At 45.8% G+C, this 12,565-nt stretch carries 13 protein-coding genes; 9 read left to right on the top strand and 4 right to left on the bottom strand.

The window, feature by feature from the left end:
- Nucleotides 1–27 precede the first annotated feature (27 nt).
- From aroB to trpS, 6 genes are all read left to right on the top strand, one after another.
- Nucleotides 28–1,116 carry a 3-dehydroquinate synthase gene (gene aroB / locus CTT30_RS14430; protein WP_239870685.1) on the top strand — a complete coding sequence of 363 codons (1,089 nt, stop codon included), beginning with the start codon at nt 28–30 and terminating at the stop codon, nt 1,114–1,116.
- Nucleotides 1,117–1,157: 41 nt separating this feature from the next.
- A complete protein-coding gene (locus CTT30_RS14425) occupies nt 1,158–2,663 on the top strand; it encodes an SPOR domain-containing protein (RefSeq protein WP_252035468.1) in 1,506 nt (501 codons plus the stop codon).
- Between the two features lie 69 nt (nt 2,664–2,732).
- On the top strand, nt 2,733–3,560 hold the full coding sequence (dam, locus tag CTT30_RS14420; protein ID WP_252035467.1) for an adenine-specific DNA-methyltransferase: 828 nt from the start codon (nt 2,733–2,735) through the stop codon (nt 3,558–3,560).
- Nucleotides 3,561–3,662: 102 nt separating this feature from the next.
- A complete protein-coding gene (gene rpe / locus CTT30_RS14415; RefSeq protein ID WP_239876952.1) occupies nt 3,663–4,334 on the top strand; it encodes a ribulose-phosphate 3-epimerase in 672 nt (223 codons plus the stop codon).
- Between the two features lie 4 nt (nt 4,335–4,338).
- Nucleotides 4,339–5,019 carry a phosphoglycolate phosphatase gene (locus tag CTT30_RS14410; RefSeq protein WP_252035466.1) on the top strand — a complete coding sequence of 227 codons (681 nt, stop codon included), beginning with the start codon at nt 4,339–4,341 and terminating at the stop codon, nt 5,017–5,019.
- 115 nt (nt 5,020–5,134) lie between these two features.
- Nucleotides 5,135–6,172, top strand: a complete 1,038-nt coding sequence (trpS, locus tag CTT30_RS14405) for a tryptophan--tRNA ligase (RefSeq protein ID WP_252035465.1) — start codon at nt 5,135–5,137, stop codon at nt 6,170–6,172.
- 71 nt (nt 6,173–6,243) lie between these two features.
- Here trpS and trmL read toward each other — a convergent pair whose 3' ends face one another.
- The 4 genes from trmL to CTT30_RS14385 form a co-directional block, all read right to left on the bottom strand.
- On the bottom strand, nt 6,244–6,720 hold the full coding sequence (gene trmL / locus CTT30_RS14400) for a tRNA (uridine(34)/cytosine(34)/5-carboxymethylaminomethyluridine(34)-2'-O)-methyltransferase TrmL (RefSeq protein WP_252035464.1): 477 nt from the start codon (nt 6,718–6,720) through the stop codon (nt 6,244–6,246).
- A gap of 86 nt (nt 6,721–6,806) precedes the next feature.
- Entirely contained in the window at nt 6,807–7,424 is a 618-nt protein-coding gene (locus CTT30_RS14395; RefSeq protein ID WP_239876948.1) for a superoxide dismutase, read from the bottom strand.
- A gap of 73 nt (nt 7,425–7,497) precedes the next feature.
- Nucleotides 7,498–8,883: an envelope stress sensor histidine kinase CpxA gene (gene cpxA, locus CTT30_RS14390; RefSeq protein WP_252035463.1), complete on the bottom strand. Its 1,386-nt coding sequence runs from the start codon at nt 8,881–8,883 to the stop codon at nt 7,498–7,500.
- Nucleotides 8,883–9,569: a response regulator gene (locus CTT30_RS14385; RefSeq protein ID WP_239838613.1), complete on the bottom strand. Its 687-nt coding sequence runs from the start codon at nt 9,567–9,569 to the stop codon at nt 8,883–8,885. The genes cpxA and CTT30_RS14385 overlap by 1 nt, the downstream gene beginning before the upstream one ends.
- A gap of 189 nt (nt 9,570–9,758) precedes the next feature.
- Here CTT30_RS14385 and CTT30_RS14380 point away from each other — a divergent pair, with 189 nt between their 5' ends.
- The 3 genes from CTT30_RS14380 (at nt 9,759) to pfkA (ending at nt 12,523) form a co-directional block, all read left to right on the top strand.
- The gene (locus tag CTT30_RS14380) at nt 9,759–10,256 is read left to right on the top strand and encodes a CpxP family protein (RefSeq protein ID WP_252035462.1); all 498 of its coding nucleotides are present in this window, start codon (nt 9,759–9,761) and stop codon (nt 10,254–10,256) included.
- A 107-nt stretch (nt 10,257–10,363) separates the two neighbouring features.
- Nucleotides 10,364–11,272: a CDF family cation-efflux transporter FieF gene (fieF, locus tag CTT30_RS14375; RefSeq protein ID WP_239838615.1), complete on the top strand. Its 909-nt coding sequence runs from the start codon at nt 10,364–10,366 to the stop codon at nt 11,270–11,272.
- Nucleotides 11,273–11,560: 288 nt separating this feature from the next.
- Nucleotides 11,561–12,523: a 6-phosphofructokinase gene (gene pfkA / locus CTT30_RS14370; protein ID WP_239838616.1), complete on the top strand. Its 963-nt coding sequence runs from the start codon at nt 11,561–11,563 to the stop codon at nt 12,521–12,523.
- Nucleotides 12,524–12,565 lie beyond the last annotated feature (42 nt).

Genomic DNA, 12,565 nt, shown 5'->3' with positions numbered 1-12,565 from the left:
TCAAATTTTAGCAACTGGAGAATACCCATGGAACGGATTACGGTCAGTTTAGGTGAGCGTAGCTATCCAATCTCAATTGGTGCCGGATTATTTAATGATCCGGCCCACCTTTCTTTTTTATCTGCAAAACAAAAAGTCGTTGTGATTACTAACGTCACGGTTGCTCCTTTGTACGCTGATAAAATCTTATCTCTTCTTGAGCAAGTAGGCTGCGAAGCCTCTGTACTTGAGTTGCCAGACGGCGAACAGTACAAATCGCTGGATACTTTTAATACTGTGATGAGTTACCTTCTTGAAGGCAACTTTGCACGTGATGTCGTCGTGATAGCACTTGGCGGCGGTGTGATTGGTGATCTCGTTGGCTTTTCTGCTGCATGCTACCAACGTGGTGTCGACTTTATTCAGATCCCAACCACGCTATTGTCTCAGGTGGACTCCTCAGTCGGTGGTAAAACTGCTGTGAACCACAAGCTGGGTAAGAACATGATAGGGGCTTTTTATCAGCCTAAATCGGTGATTATCGACACCGATTGCCTCGCAACGCTGCCACCAAGAGAGTTTGCGGCGGGGATTGCTGAGGTGATCAAATATGGCATCATTTACGATCAGGATTTCTTTGTCTGGCTAGAAGAAAACCTCGATAAACTCTACGCACTGGATGAGCAAGCTTTGACTTATGCGATAGCTCGTTGCTGTCAAATCAAAGCAGAAGTGGTGGCTTTGGATGAAAAAGAGTCAGGCATTCGTGCATTGCTGAATCTAGGTCATACATTTGGTCATGCGATCGAAGCTGAGTTAGGTTATGGTAAATGGCTACACGGTGAAGCCGTTTCTTCAGGCACTGTGATGGCAGCAAAAACTGCCGAGCTTCAAGGGCTTATCACGGAGCAGCAAGTAGAGAGAATTCTCTCTATACTGAAGAGAGCACAATTACCTGTGCATACACCAGAAACTATGACCTTTGACGACTTCATGAAACACATGATGCGCGATAAAAAAGTTCTCGCTGGTGAACTGCGATTAGTGTTACCGACCAGTATCGGTAGCGCTGAAGTAGTGAAAGGTGTGCCTGAATCGGTTATTAAGCAAGCGATCGATTTTTGTCGCGATATCTAAGTTCTTTTCTTTAGACAGTAGGCTGTCATTAGGATGGTTAAATGAGTTTGACGCATGAATCCCGTGTGTTGGAGTTAGCTTCTCAAGTTGAATTGCTTGAACGTATGCAATTGCTGACTAACTTCGGTTCAAACTTAGTCACTGTTGGCGGTGCATCAGGGGCTGGTAAGTCTTGGCTTGCCCAGCGTTATTTAGAAGCGTGGGTGTCAGATAAAAACCAATCACTCCTGATGTGTCATCCAAGTCAGGATGATCAGCAGCGCCGTACTATGATTCTGTCTCAGCTCTTTTCTGACTCAATGTTCAATCCTGCAGATCCTCTAGCTGAGAGTTTTGCCCGCCAGATGCAGGGGGAAAGCTGCGATGCGGTGATTGTTGTGGATGACGCCCATCTTCTACAGGAGACATTTGTATCTGAATTGTGGATGCTGATTTTGGAAGCGCAGGAAAACCCTGCTTGGACAATTAATGTGGTGTTGTTTGCCCAGTCGAATAGTTTGGATGTATTACTGACTCGGCTCAGTTATGGGCAGGATCACAAGCCAATTGATCTGGAGATCGAACCACTAAGTCAGGATGAAGCCGATCGATTTTTTGAACACTTAGTGATTCGTTTTGTCGAAGATGAAAGAGAAAAACGCGTACGTAATGCGTACCGAACTGTGGCCCGTCGACCGGGTGAGATTATGGCTTTAGGGGATCATAAAGTGGAAAAAAGGATTATTATCCGCTCAATTATTGGCTCACCAATTAACATCGCATTATTGGTGGTGACCTTACTGTTATTGATTGGTGGTGGGTACTGGTGGATGATGAGTCAACCCTCGCCGGATGATAAAGCACAGCAAATGGTTGATGCTATTGAGCAGACCGTCATCCCTACTTTAGCTAAAGACCCTGAGCCTGAAACGGAGCTGAATAACTCGATGGAAGAGGAGTCGATGAGCACCGATCCTATGCTTGCTTCTGCGGAAGATGATTCTGAATCTCTACCGCCGGCGGTAACAGAGCAAACGTCGAGCGTGGGTAATCCAGAAAGTGATCATCAGCGTGTCGTGATTACTTCTGAGGTGGTAGATGCTCTGCTCGAGGGTAAGCCTGAAACCGCAGATACCACCGCTATAGAACAAGTGGTTGAGCAGTCTATTCCTCAATCAGAACAATCAGCGACTCCAAGTGCTGTGGAAGCCGAGCCGATTGCTCAAACAGAGAATTCCCCTCAACCAGAAAAGACAGTCATTACGTTCTCTTTTACCAAAGAGGAACTAAAGCGCTTTTCTCCCCGTAGCTATACGCTACAGCTGGCCGCCGTACAATCACTGGAAGATGTGCAAGCTTTTCTCGATAAATATAAATTATCTGACAATGTGTATATCTATCCAACGGTGCGCAATGATATCGAGTGGTTCATCGTCACATATCAAAACTATCCAACCATTCAGGTGGCAAGGGATGCAGTAGATGCATTGCCTGAAGACTTGCAACGACTAGACCCTTGGGCAAAATCGCTCAGTCAGGTTCACCGTGAAATTGATCGAGTGAAATAACGCTGAGCTTAGCGGGAAAATATGTTACATTCCGCAGCCTTAATTTGTGGTTGATAGATAGAGCAGTTGATGAAGAAGCAGCGTGCCTTCCTGAAATGGGCGGGTGGAAAATACGGACTTGTCGAAGATATCCAGCGATACTTGCCTGAAGGTCGTAAGCTGGTAGAGCCGTTCGTTGGTGCTGGTTCTGTATTTCTCAATACTGACTATGAGCAGTATCTGCTTGCTGACATTAATCCTGATCTGATTAATCTCTATAATTTACTTAAAGAAAAGCCAGACGATTATATTTCAGAGGCCAGACGATGGTTTGTCCCTGAAAACAATCGCAAAGATGCCTACTTGTCTATTCGAGCAGAGTTTAATGGCACCGATGACGTGATGTATCGCTCGCTGGCGTTCCTTTACATGAACCGTTTTGGTTTTAATGGCTTATGCCGTTACAACAAGAAAGGCGGTTTTAACGTCCCGTTCGGTTCGTATAAAAAGCCTTATTTTCCTCAGGCTGAGCTGGAGTTCTTTGCCCAAAAAGCGAAGAAAGCGACATTTGTGTGCGAGAGCTACACCGACACGTTCAAACGTGCTCGCAAGGGCAGTGTAGTGTATTGCGATCCACCCTACGCTCCACTTTCTAATACAGCCAACTTTACCTCTTATGCGGGCAACGGCTTTACTTTGGATGACCAGGCCGCATTGGCGGATGTGGCAGAAAAAGCCGCTAAAGAGCGTAATATTCCAGTGTTGATTTCTAACCATGATACGACGTTAACACGCCGGCTATACCACGGGGCAGAACTCAATGTCGTCAAGGTTAAGCGTACGATCAGCCGCAATGGCGCTGGGCGCAACAAAGTAGATGAACTATTGGCGTTGTTTAAGCCACAAGACAACCGTTAACGACATTTCTCTTCTCTCATCTATCTTCTGACCTTTAGCTTAGGTAGAATTGCGTTCAACTTATATTCAGTCGTTTTGCTCAATTCATTTTAGAGGTCAGGTATGAAAGATTTCCTTATCGCTCCATCGATTCTATCTGCAGATATGGCTCGCTTAGGCGAAGACGTAGAAAAAGTTCTCGCAGCGGGTGCCGATGTGGTTCACTTTGACGTAATGGATAACCACTACGTACCTAACCTAACCTTTGGTGCGCCTATCTGTCAGGCACTGCGTGACTACGGTATTACTGCACCAATCGATGTACACCTAATGGTGAAGCCAGTCGATCGCATTATTCCTGACTTCGCTAAAGCAGGTGCGTCTATGATCACTTTCCATATCGAAGCCTCTGAGCACGTTGATCGCACACTTCAGCTTATCAAAGAGCATGGTTGTAAAGCGGGTGTGGTACTCAACCCAGCGACACCGCTATCTCACCTTGAGTACATCATTGATAAAGTAGATATGATTCTTCTGATGTCAGTAAACCCAGGCTTTGGCGGTCAATCTTTCATTCCTAAAACACTCGATAAGCTACGCGCTGTACGCAAAATGATTGATCAATCTGGTCGCGATATTCGTTTGGAAATTGATGGCGGTGTTAAGGTTGAAAACATCAAAGAGATCGCAGAAGCAGGCGCAGATATGTTCGTCGCAGGTTCGGCTATCTTCAACCAGCCAGACTACAAACAAGTGATCGATGAAATGCGCGCTGAACTGGCTAAGGTTAACTAATTCAATGAGCAATATTAAATTAATCGCATTCGATTTAGACGGTACGCTACTTGATAGCGTGCCTGATTTGGCGGTTGCTGCTGACCAAGCCGTACAAGCATTAGGCTACCCTGCGGTGACAGAAGAGCAAGTGCGTGACTATGTTGGTAACGGCGCTGATGTTCTTATTGGTCGTTCGCTGAGTCGCAGCCTAACGGTTTCACCAGATTTAGACCCAGAATTGCATGCTAAAGCGCGTATTCTGTTTGATGACTACTACGAGCAAAGTGGACACAAGCTTAGCCACCTTTACCCCGCGGTAAAAGAAACCTTGGCGGAGCTGCACGAAGCGGACTTTACCATGGCGCTAGTGACCAACAAGCCATCGAAGTTTGTCCCTGAGGTTCTGGCGAAGCACGGTATTGATAAGTACTTTGTTGATGTGATTGGTGGTGATACGTTCCCCGAGAAAAAGCCTAACCCAATGGCACTAAATTGGCTGCTTGAGAAACATGGCTGCCAGCCACAAGAAATGCTAATGGTGGGTGATTCAAGTAACGATATCAAAGCGGCGAAAAACGCAGGCTGTCATTCGTTTGGTTTGACCTATGGCTACAACCACGGTGAGCCTATTTCTGCCTCTCAACCGGATTATGTCGCAGATACCATCGCAGATTTAGCAGAACTCTTAATGGTTTCAGCTTAATAGCGACAAAAGATCTTTTAAAATACTCGTTAATGAGTACACTGAGTAAACCGTGTGGAGAGAAACCACGCGGTTTTTTCATTATTTAGCATAAGAAGTCAAAGGAACTATTCCCATGAGCAAACCCATCGTATTGAGTGGTGTTCAACCATCAGGTGAACTAAGTATCGGTAACTACTTGGGTGCTCTACGTCAATGGCAGCAGATGCAAGATGATTACGATTGCCAATACTGTGTTGTCGACCTTCACGCAATTACGGTTCGCCAAGATCCGAAAGCGTTGCACGAAGCGACTCTAGACGCACTAGCAATTTGTCTTGCAGTTGGTGTTGATCCGCAAAAGAGCACGCTATTTGTTCAGTCACATGTACCAGAGCATGCTCAACTTGGTTGGCTTCTTAACTGTTACACCCAGATGGGTGAACTGGGTCGAATGACTCAGTTTAAAGACAAGTCTGCGCGTTATTCGAAAGACTCATCTAGCCAATTTGGTGATGTGAACGTGGGCTTGTTTGACTACCCAGTGTTGATGGCAGCAGATATCCTTCTCTACGGTGCGCATCAAGTACCAGTAGGTAGTGACCAGAAGCAGCACCTTGAATTAGCACGTGATATCGCTAACCGCTTCAACAACATCTACTCACCAGAGCAGCCAATCTTCCAAGTGCCGGAGCCGTATATTCCAACAGTGAATGCGCGAGTGATGAGCTTGCAAGATGCGACTAAGAAGATGTCTAAGTCGGATGATAACCGTAAGAACGTGATCACTCTGCTTGAAGAGCCTAAGTCAATCATCAAGAAGATTAACAAAGCTCAGACAGATGCAGAAACGCCACCGCGTATTGCTCATGACTGGGATAACAAAGCCGGTATTTCTAACCTAATGGGCCTTTACTCGGCAGCGACAGGTAAGAGCTTTGAAGAGATTGAAGTTAAGTACCATGGCGTTGAGATGTACGGTCCATTTAAGAAAGATGTTGGTGAAGCAATTGTTGCTATGCTTGAGCCTATTCAAGCTGAATACCACCGTATCCGTACAGATCGCGCATACATGGATCAGGTGATGAAGCAGGGTGCTGAGAAAGCGTCTGCACGCGCCGCTGAGACACTGAAGAAAGCATACGAAGCGGTAGGTTTTGTGGCTCGCCCATAGACCTATCTGCTTTCGATAAATATAAAAAACGGACTCATTTGAGTCCGTTTTTTTATATCCAGTTTATGATGCTATTGAGCACCTTCAAAGCCCATTTGTCGCCATGCTTCAAAAGCGATAATGGCGACTGCGTTAGATAAATTGAGGCTGCGAGCATCAGGCATCATTGGGATGCGAATGCGCTGTTCCATTGGCATACTCTCAATAAGCTCTGCTGGCAGGCCGCGGGTTTCTGGGCCAAACAGTAACACGTCACCTCTCTGGAAATGAGCATCAACGTGATGACCAGTTGTTTTTGTCGTACAGGCAAAAATACGGAAGCTTTCGCGCTCTTTTTCTAGGTATTCAACAAACGCTTGATAGTTCTTATGCCGAGTGACACGTGCTAAGTCATGGTAGTCGAGACCAGCGCGGCGGACTTTTTTCTCTTCTAAATCAAACCCTAATGGCTCAATTAAATGCAGGTTTGCACCACAGTTAGCACACAGGCGAATAATGTTTCCTGTATTTGGGGCAATTTCAGGCTCATAAAGGGCGATATCGAACATAGTGTTAATTTCTTATCATCTGCTTGGAAACTCAGCAGTATAAGGCGGCTTTAAAATGCCGCCAAGCCTGAAATGGTGAGTTTTTGCTATGCGTTTTGCGCTAGAGCTACTGCATAGTTTTCACTGACGGCATCCCAGTTGACGACATTCCACCAAGCATCAATGTATTCAGGGCGACGGTTTTGGTAACTGATGTAGTAAGCATGCTCCCATACATCCAGCGCCAGAATAGGCTCACCTTGAACGCCCGCCACATCCATCAATGGATTGTCTTGATTACTTGTGGAAGTGATGTGCAGCTGACCTTCTTTGACGACTAACCACGCAAAACCAGAACCGAAGGTATTGATGGCCGCATCGGCGAACAGAGCCTTAAATTGCTCAAAACTTCCAAAAGTAGCATTAATCGCTTTTGCCAAGTCGCCTTCAGGTTCGCCGAGTGCACCTGGTGTCATGCAGTGCCAATAAAGAATATGATTGTAGTAACCTCCACCGTTGTTGCGAATGGCTGGAGAGTACTGGGAAATATTGGCAAAGATATCTTTCAGTGAGGCATTTTCCAGTTCGGTACCTTTGACTGCAGCAATAAATTTATCGAAGTATGTTCTGTGATGCTTACTGTAATGGACTTCCATGGTTTTAGCGTCGATATACGGCTCTAGTGAATCGTAAGCGTAAGGCAGGTCAGGGAAAGTGTGAGACATAGTAAATCCTCCGTCATTGAAGGATTTACTTTAAATGATAATGAGATCCATTATCAACTGTGTTTTTGTAAGGTTATTGCTTTGGTATCAGCGGTAGGAGAATTTCTACTTTCAGGCCACCAAGCTCGCTACGTAAAGCGCGAATGGTACCACTATGCTGGCGGATGGCATTTTCGGTAATGGCTAACCCTAATCCAGTGCCACCGCTGTGACGATCACGTGCTGTAGAGACGCGGTAGAAAGGACGGAAGATGGCTTCAAGCTCTTGCTCCGGCACACCTTCCCCATTATCATCCACAGAGATAGTGAGCTGGTCTGAATGAACGTCGAGTGATACTTGAATAATATCCTTACCGTAGTAGATAGCGTTACGAACAATATTATCGACAGCGCTCATCAGCAATTTCGGGTTGCCCGAAATCATGCGATCAGGGATGTCATTATAGCTCAGTGACTTTTCCATTTGTTCCGCTTCAAATTGCGCATCGGAAAGAATCGCCTCCCAAAGACTCACAATGGGTTGTTGTTCGCGCTCGACGTGACTATCGACTTGCATACGGGATAGCTCCAGCAATTCACCGATCATTTGCTCTAGCCGTTGCGCTTCTGTATCTATGCGAGTGAGCTCTGGGCTTTCTCCCTGTTTTCGTGAGGCAAGGGCTGTGGCCATCCGTAAGCGGGTTAAGGGTGAGCGAAGCTCATGTGAGATATCAGACAGCAAGCGCTGTTGACCTGAAATCATTTGATTTACGGCTTCGACCATCTGGTTAAAACTTTTGCCAGCTTGGCGAAACTCTGAGGTGCCTTTTTCTAATTGTGGATCAACAAAAAACTCTCCTTTTGCTACGCGCTTAGCGGCTCGCTCCAGTTTTCTGGCCGGTTGACTGAGCGCCCAGGCAAGCCACAGGAGCAAAGGGGTACTCACCAGCATTACAGCAAACAGCAATTGGAAGGGTTTATCAAACAGTCGAATTAGGAAAGGAGAGGGTTGATTCCATTTGACGCCGATGTACAACAGAAGATCCTTCTGCGCCAGTGTGATTGGCAATGGTCCTGCCACCATATAGTGCCCATAGAGCCTTTGTTTCGGCTTATCTGGATCTTCGATGCCGGTAATAAAATTTTGTACCGCTTTGAGCTTGAAGTCCTTGCGATCCCGGGTCGTGAGGATATTGCCTTCAAGATCGGTCAGGACAAAGCGAGGACGAGGATCTCGTGGTGATCGCTTGGGGCCTTCTAACTGAAAAATAATACGCCGTAGATCCGTTTCGTCAGCAAAGCTTTGTTCAATCTTCTGCTTAGTGGCCAACAGTTTTTGGTAATGATCAGCAGGGATATCTCTTGATTTACGTGGATCTAGATGAGGTAGAGACAAAACAGCGATCAGCACCAGAAACATGGTGAACCAGAAGATAGCAAAGATGCGCCCGTAGAGGCTGGTGATTTTGGGCAGACGCATTAATCTTCCTCTACCAACAAATAGCCGCGCCCGCGCAAAGTTTTGATACGTGACTTACCATCTTCACGCTCTGGCAGCTTTTTCCTGAGGTTAGAGACATGCATATCAATCGCACGATCAAAAGCAGCGAGTCGTTTCCCCAGAACATCCAAACTGAGAGTCTCTTTGGTTAAGGTTTCTCCAGGATGCTGAACGAAGTGGCTCAATAGGGCAAACTCTGTTGTGGTGAGTTCAAGATACTGCTCCTGGCAATACGCTTCCTGTTTACCCGGATAAATTTTGATGTCTTGATAGTGGATACAGTCGCTGTTTTTCGTGCCGATTTTGGCCTGTGTGCGGCGCAAAATAGCACGAATACGCGCTAGCAGTTCGCGATCACTGAAGGGTTTAGGTAGGTAATCGTCGGCCCCTAACTCTAATCCAATAACCCTATCTATTTCCTCCCCTTTAGCGGTCAGCATTAATACAGGGGTTTCCCAGTGTTCACGTAGGCGTTTAAGGGTTTCCATACCGTTGAGTTTGGGCATCATGACATCGAGCAGTATTAAATCGATGCTGTCATTAACCGCCTCAAGTCCAGCTTCTCCGTCGTTAGCCTCAGATACACTATAACCTTCGAACGTCAGCACCTCTTTGAGTAAGCTGGTTAGCTCGGTGTCATCATCAATTAATAGGATATTTGCCATGGAATGCATCTCTTCAATATTACCCGTTACACTAATACTACTGATTATTCGTCAAGAGCTTTAGCCAAAAATTTGCTCTTTACGATTCTTTACGCTCTCTAGACACCACTTTACGTTGCAGTTCGTATTCTACACTCAAGCGCTGTCAAGGCAGCTTGATTCCTCACTCTGGATACGAAAGGTACGATTATGAAAACGGCAAAGAAATTGATATTAGCGGCGGTGATTCTTCCTTTGACTCTGGGCACGGCAAGTGCATTCGCTTTTGGTGGCAAAGATCATAAAAAAGGCCACCACGGTGAGTTTGGTTTTGATCGTGGCATTATGCGTCAGCTTGATTTAACGGACGCGCAGAAAGAACAGATGAAAGTGCTGCGTGAAACGTCTAAAACCGAAATGAAAGCAGAGTTTAAACAAAACTTTGAAACTCGACATGCTGAAATGCAAGCCAATAAAGAAAAACTTCAAGCCTTGGTACTCGCGGATACGTTCGATAAAACGGCTGCGAATGAGTTAGCCAAACAAATGGTTGAGCAGCAGACTGCACGTAAAGTAAAAATGTTGGAAAAACAACATCAGATGTTGAGCATCCTGACGCCAGAGCAGAAAAACAAATATGTTGAACTGCAAAAAGAGCGTGCTGAGAAGCGCTTCAATAAGATGCAAGAGCGCTTAAGCGATAGTTAAACCGATGTGATTTATTAAGGCGGCCGATTGGCCGCCTTTTGTGTATCATTTTTATTCAATAATTTGCGAGTTATACTTAAGGTAATGTTTTTCAAACGCTTTACTCTATGAAACACGAATATGCACGTTTAGTAACACTGGCTGCTTGGACAGCGACGATTGTTGCAACGTTACTGCTGATGGTTAAGTTGGCAGCATGGTGGGTGACGGGCTCAGTCAGTTTACTCGCCTCATTGATTGACTCTATGCTCGATATTGCCGCATCTCTGGTCAACCTTTTTGTCGTCAGATATTCACTGCAACCCGCTGACAGAGAGCATACCTTTGGTCATGGTAAAGCTGAGTCCTTGGCGGCGTTGGCTCAGGCGATGTTTATTTCTGGCTCTGCGGTCTTCTTGATCCTCAATGGTGTAGAGCGCTTTTTCCGCCCTCATGAACTGCAATCTCCCGAATATGGGGTATACGTGAGTTTATTTGCCATTGTGATTACCTTTGCTCTTGTTCAGTTCCAAAAATACGTGGTTAAACAAACGGGCAGTCAGGCCATTGCTGCGGACTCTTTGCACTATCAATCTGATTTATACATGAATGCTGCAATTATGTTAGCGCTGGGCTTAAGTTGGTTTGGCATTACTCAAGCGGATGCGGTGTTTGCCGTCGGGATTGGTTTATACATTTTATATAGTGCTGTGCAGATGGTACGAGAAGCGATTCAGACTCTGCTGGATCGTAAGTTGCCGGATGAAGAGTTGGAAGAAATCAAGGCGTGCTGCTTATCAGTCGATGGAGTTTTAGGGGTGCACCAATTACGAACACGTATGTCGGGCCCAACGCGTTTTATTCAGTTACACCTTGAGCTTGAAGATCAGATCCCGCTGCTTGAAGCGCATCGCATTTCTGACTCAGTAGAAAATCGGTTATTGGAACGCTTCCCGCATGCCGATGTATTGATCCACCAAGACCCGTATTCGGTTGTTTTTGGGCCGGAGAAAGAGCAAAAAGCCCAAGATTGGTAGCGGCGGATGGTAAGCCACAGGTCTGAAGCGACAAAATGTGCCTTATTGACTATCTTTTCATCGAGGGCACAATCCGTTGGTATTCTGATGTGTATCAAATCAGAAAAAGAGTAAAACTGTAATACTCTTACATAAGTAGAAAAGTTACATAATTTAGTTTAAATAACAGTAGTATTCCTTGTGCGTCAAGGTAACATACTGCACAGCTATAAGAATCTTGTCAGTAATTCGGTTGTAAATTGCTGACGTAAAAATTGAAATAAGATTCCCAAAAAATCGAGGGTGAGCATGATTAAGAAGATCGGTGTTTTGACAAGTGGCGGTGACGCACCAGGTATGAACGCAGCCGTTCGCGGTGTGGTACGTACAGCGCTATCGGAAGGTTTAGAAGTGTACGGCGTTTACGACGGATACTTAGGCCTTTATGAAGACCGTATCGAGAAGCTTGATCGTTCAAGCGTATCTGATGTGATCAACAAAGGTGGTACTTTCTTAGGTTCAGCACGTTTTCCTGAATTCAAAGAAGTGGCTGTTCGTGAGAAGGCGATTGAGAACCTTAAGAAGCACGGCATCGAAGCACTGGTTGTGGTCGGTGGTGACGGTTCTTACATGGGCGCAAAGAAGTTAACCGAAATGGGTTACCCATGTGTTGGTCTGCCAGGGACTATCGATAACGACATTGCAGGTACTGATTACACGATCGGCTATTTGACGGCTTTGAACACAGTAATCGATGCTATTGACCGTTTGCGTGATACTTCTTCTTCCCACCAGCGCATTTCAATTGTTGAAATCATGGGACGCCACTGTGGTGACTTAACTCTGATGTCGGCGATTGCAGGTGGCTGTGAGTACATCATCACTCCTGAAACAGGCTTGGATAAAGAGAAACTGATTAACAACATTCAGGATGGCATCAAGAAAGGTAAGAAGCATGCGATTATTGCCCTTACTGAGCTAATGATGGACGCTAACGAGCTGGCGAAAGAGATTGAAACGGCCACTGGTCGTGAAACTCGTGCTACTGTTCTTGGCCACATTCAACGCGGTGGTCGACCAACGGCATTTGACCGCGTTCTCGCTTCTCGCATGGGTAACTACGCGGTTCACCTTCTTATGGATGGCCATGGTGGTCGTTGTGTCGGTATCCAGAAAGAGCAACTGGTTCATCACGACATCATCGACGCGATTGAGAATATGAAACGCCCTGTTCGTGAAGACCTATACAAAGTGGCTGAAGAGTTATTCTAAGCCGCGATGAATCAAACCAGCCACCCAATCGATGGGTGGCTT

It is taken from the genome of Vibrio coralliilyticus, from assembly GCF_024449095.1.
In the GTDB taxonomy this organism is placed as follows: Bacteria; Pseudomonadota; Gammaproteobacteria; order Enterobacterales; family Vibrionaceae; genus Vibrio; species Vibrio coralliilyticus_A.
This window is presented reverse-complemented; position numbering and strand designations above follow the sequence as displayed.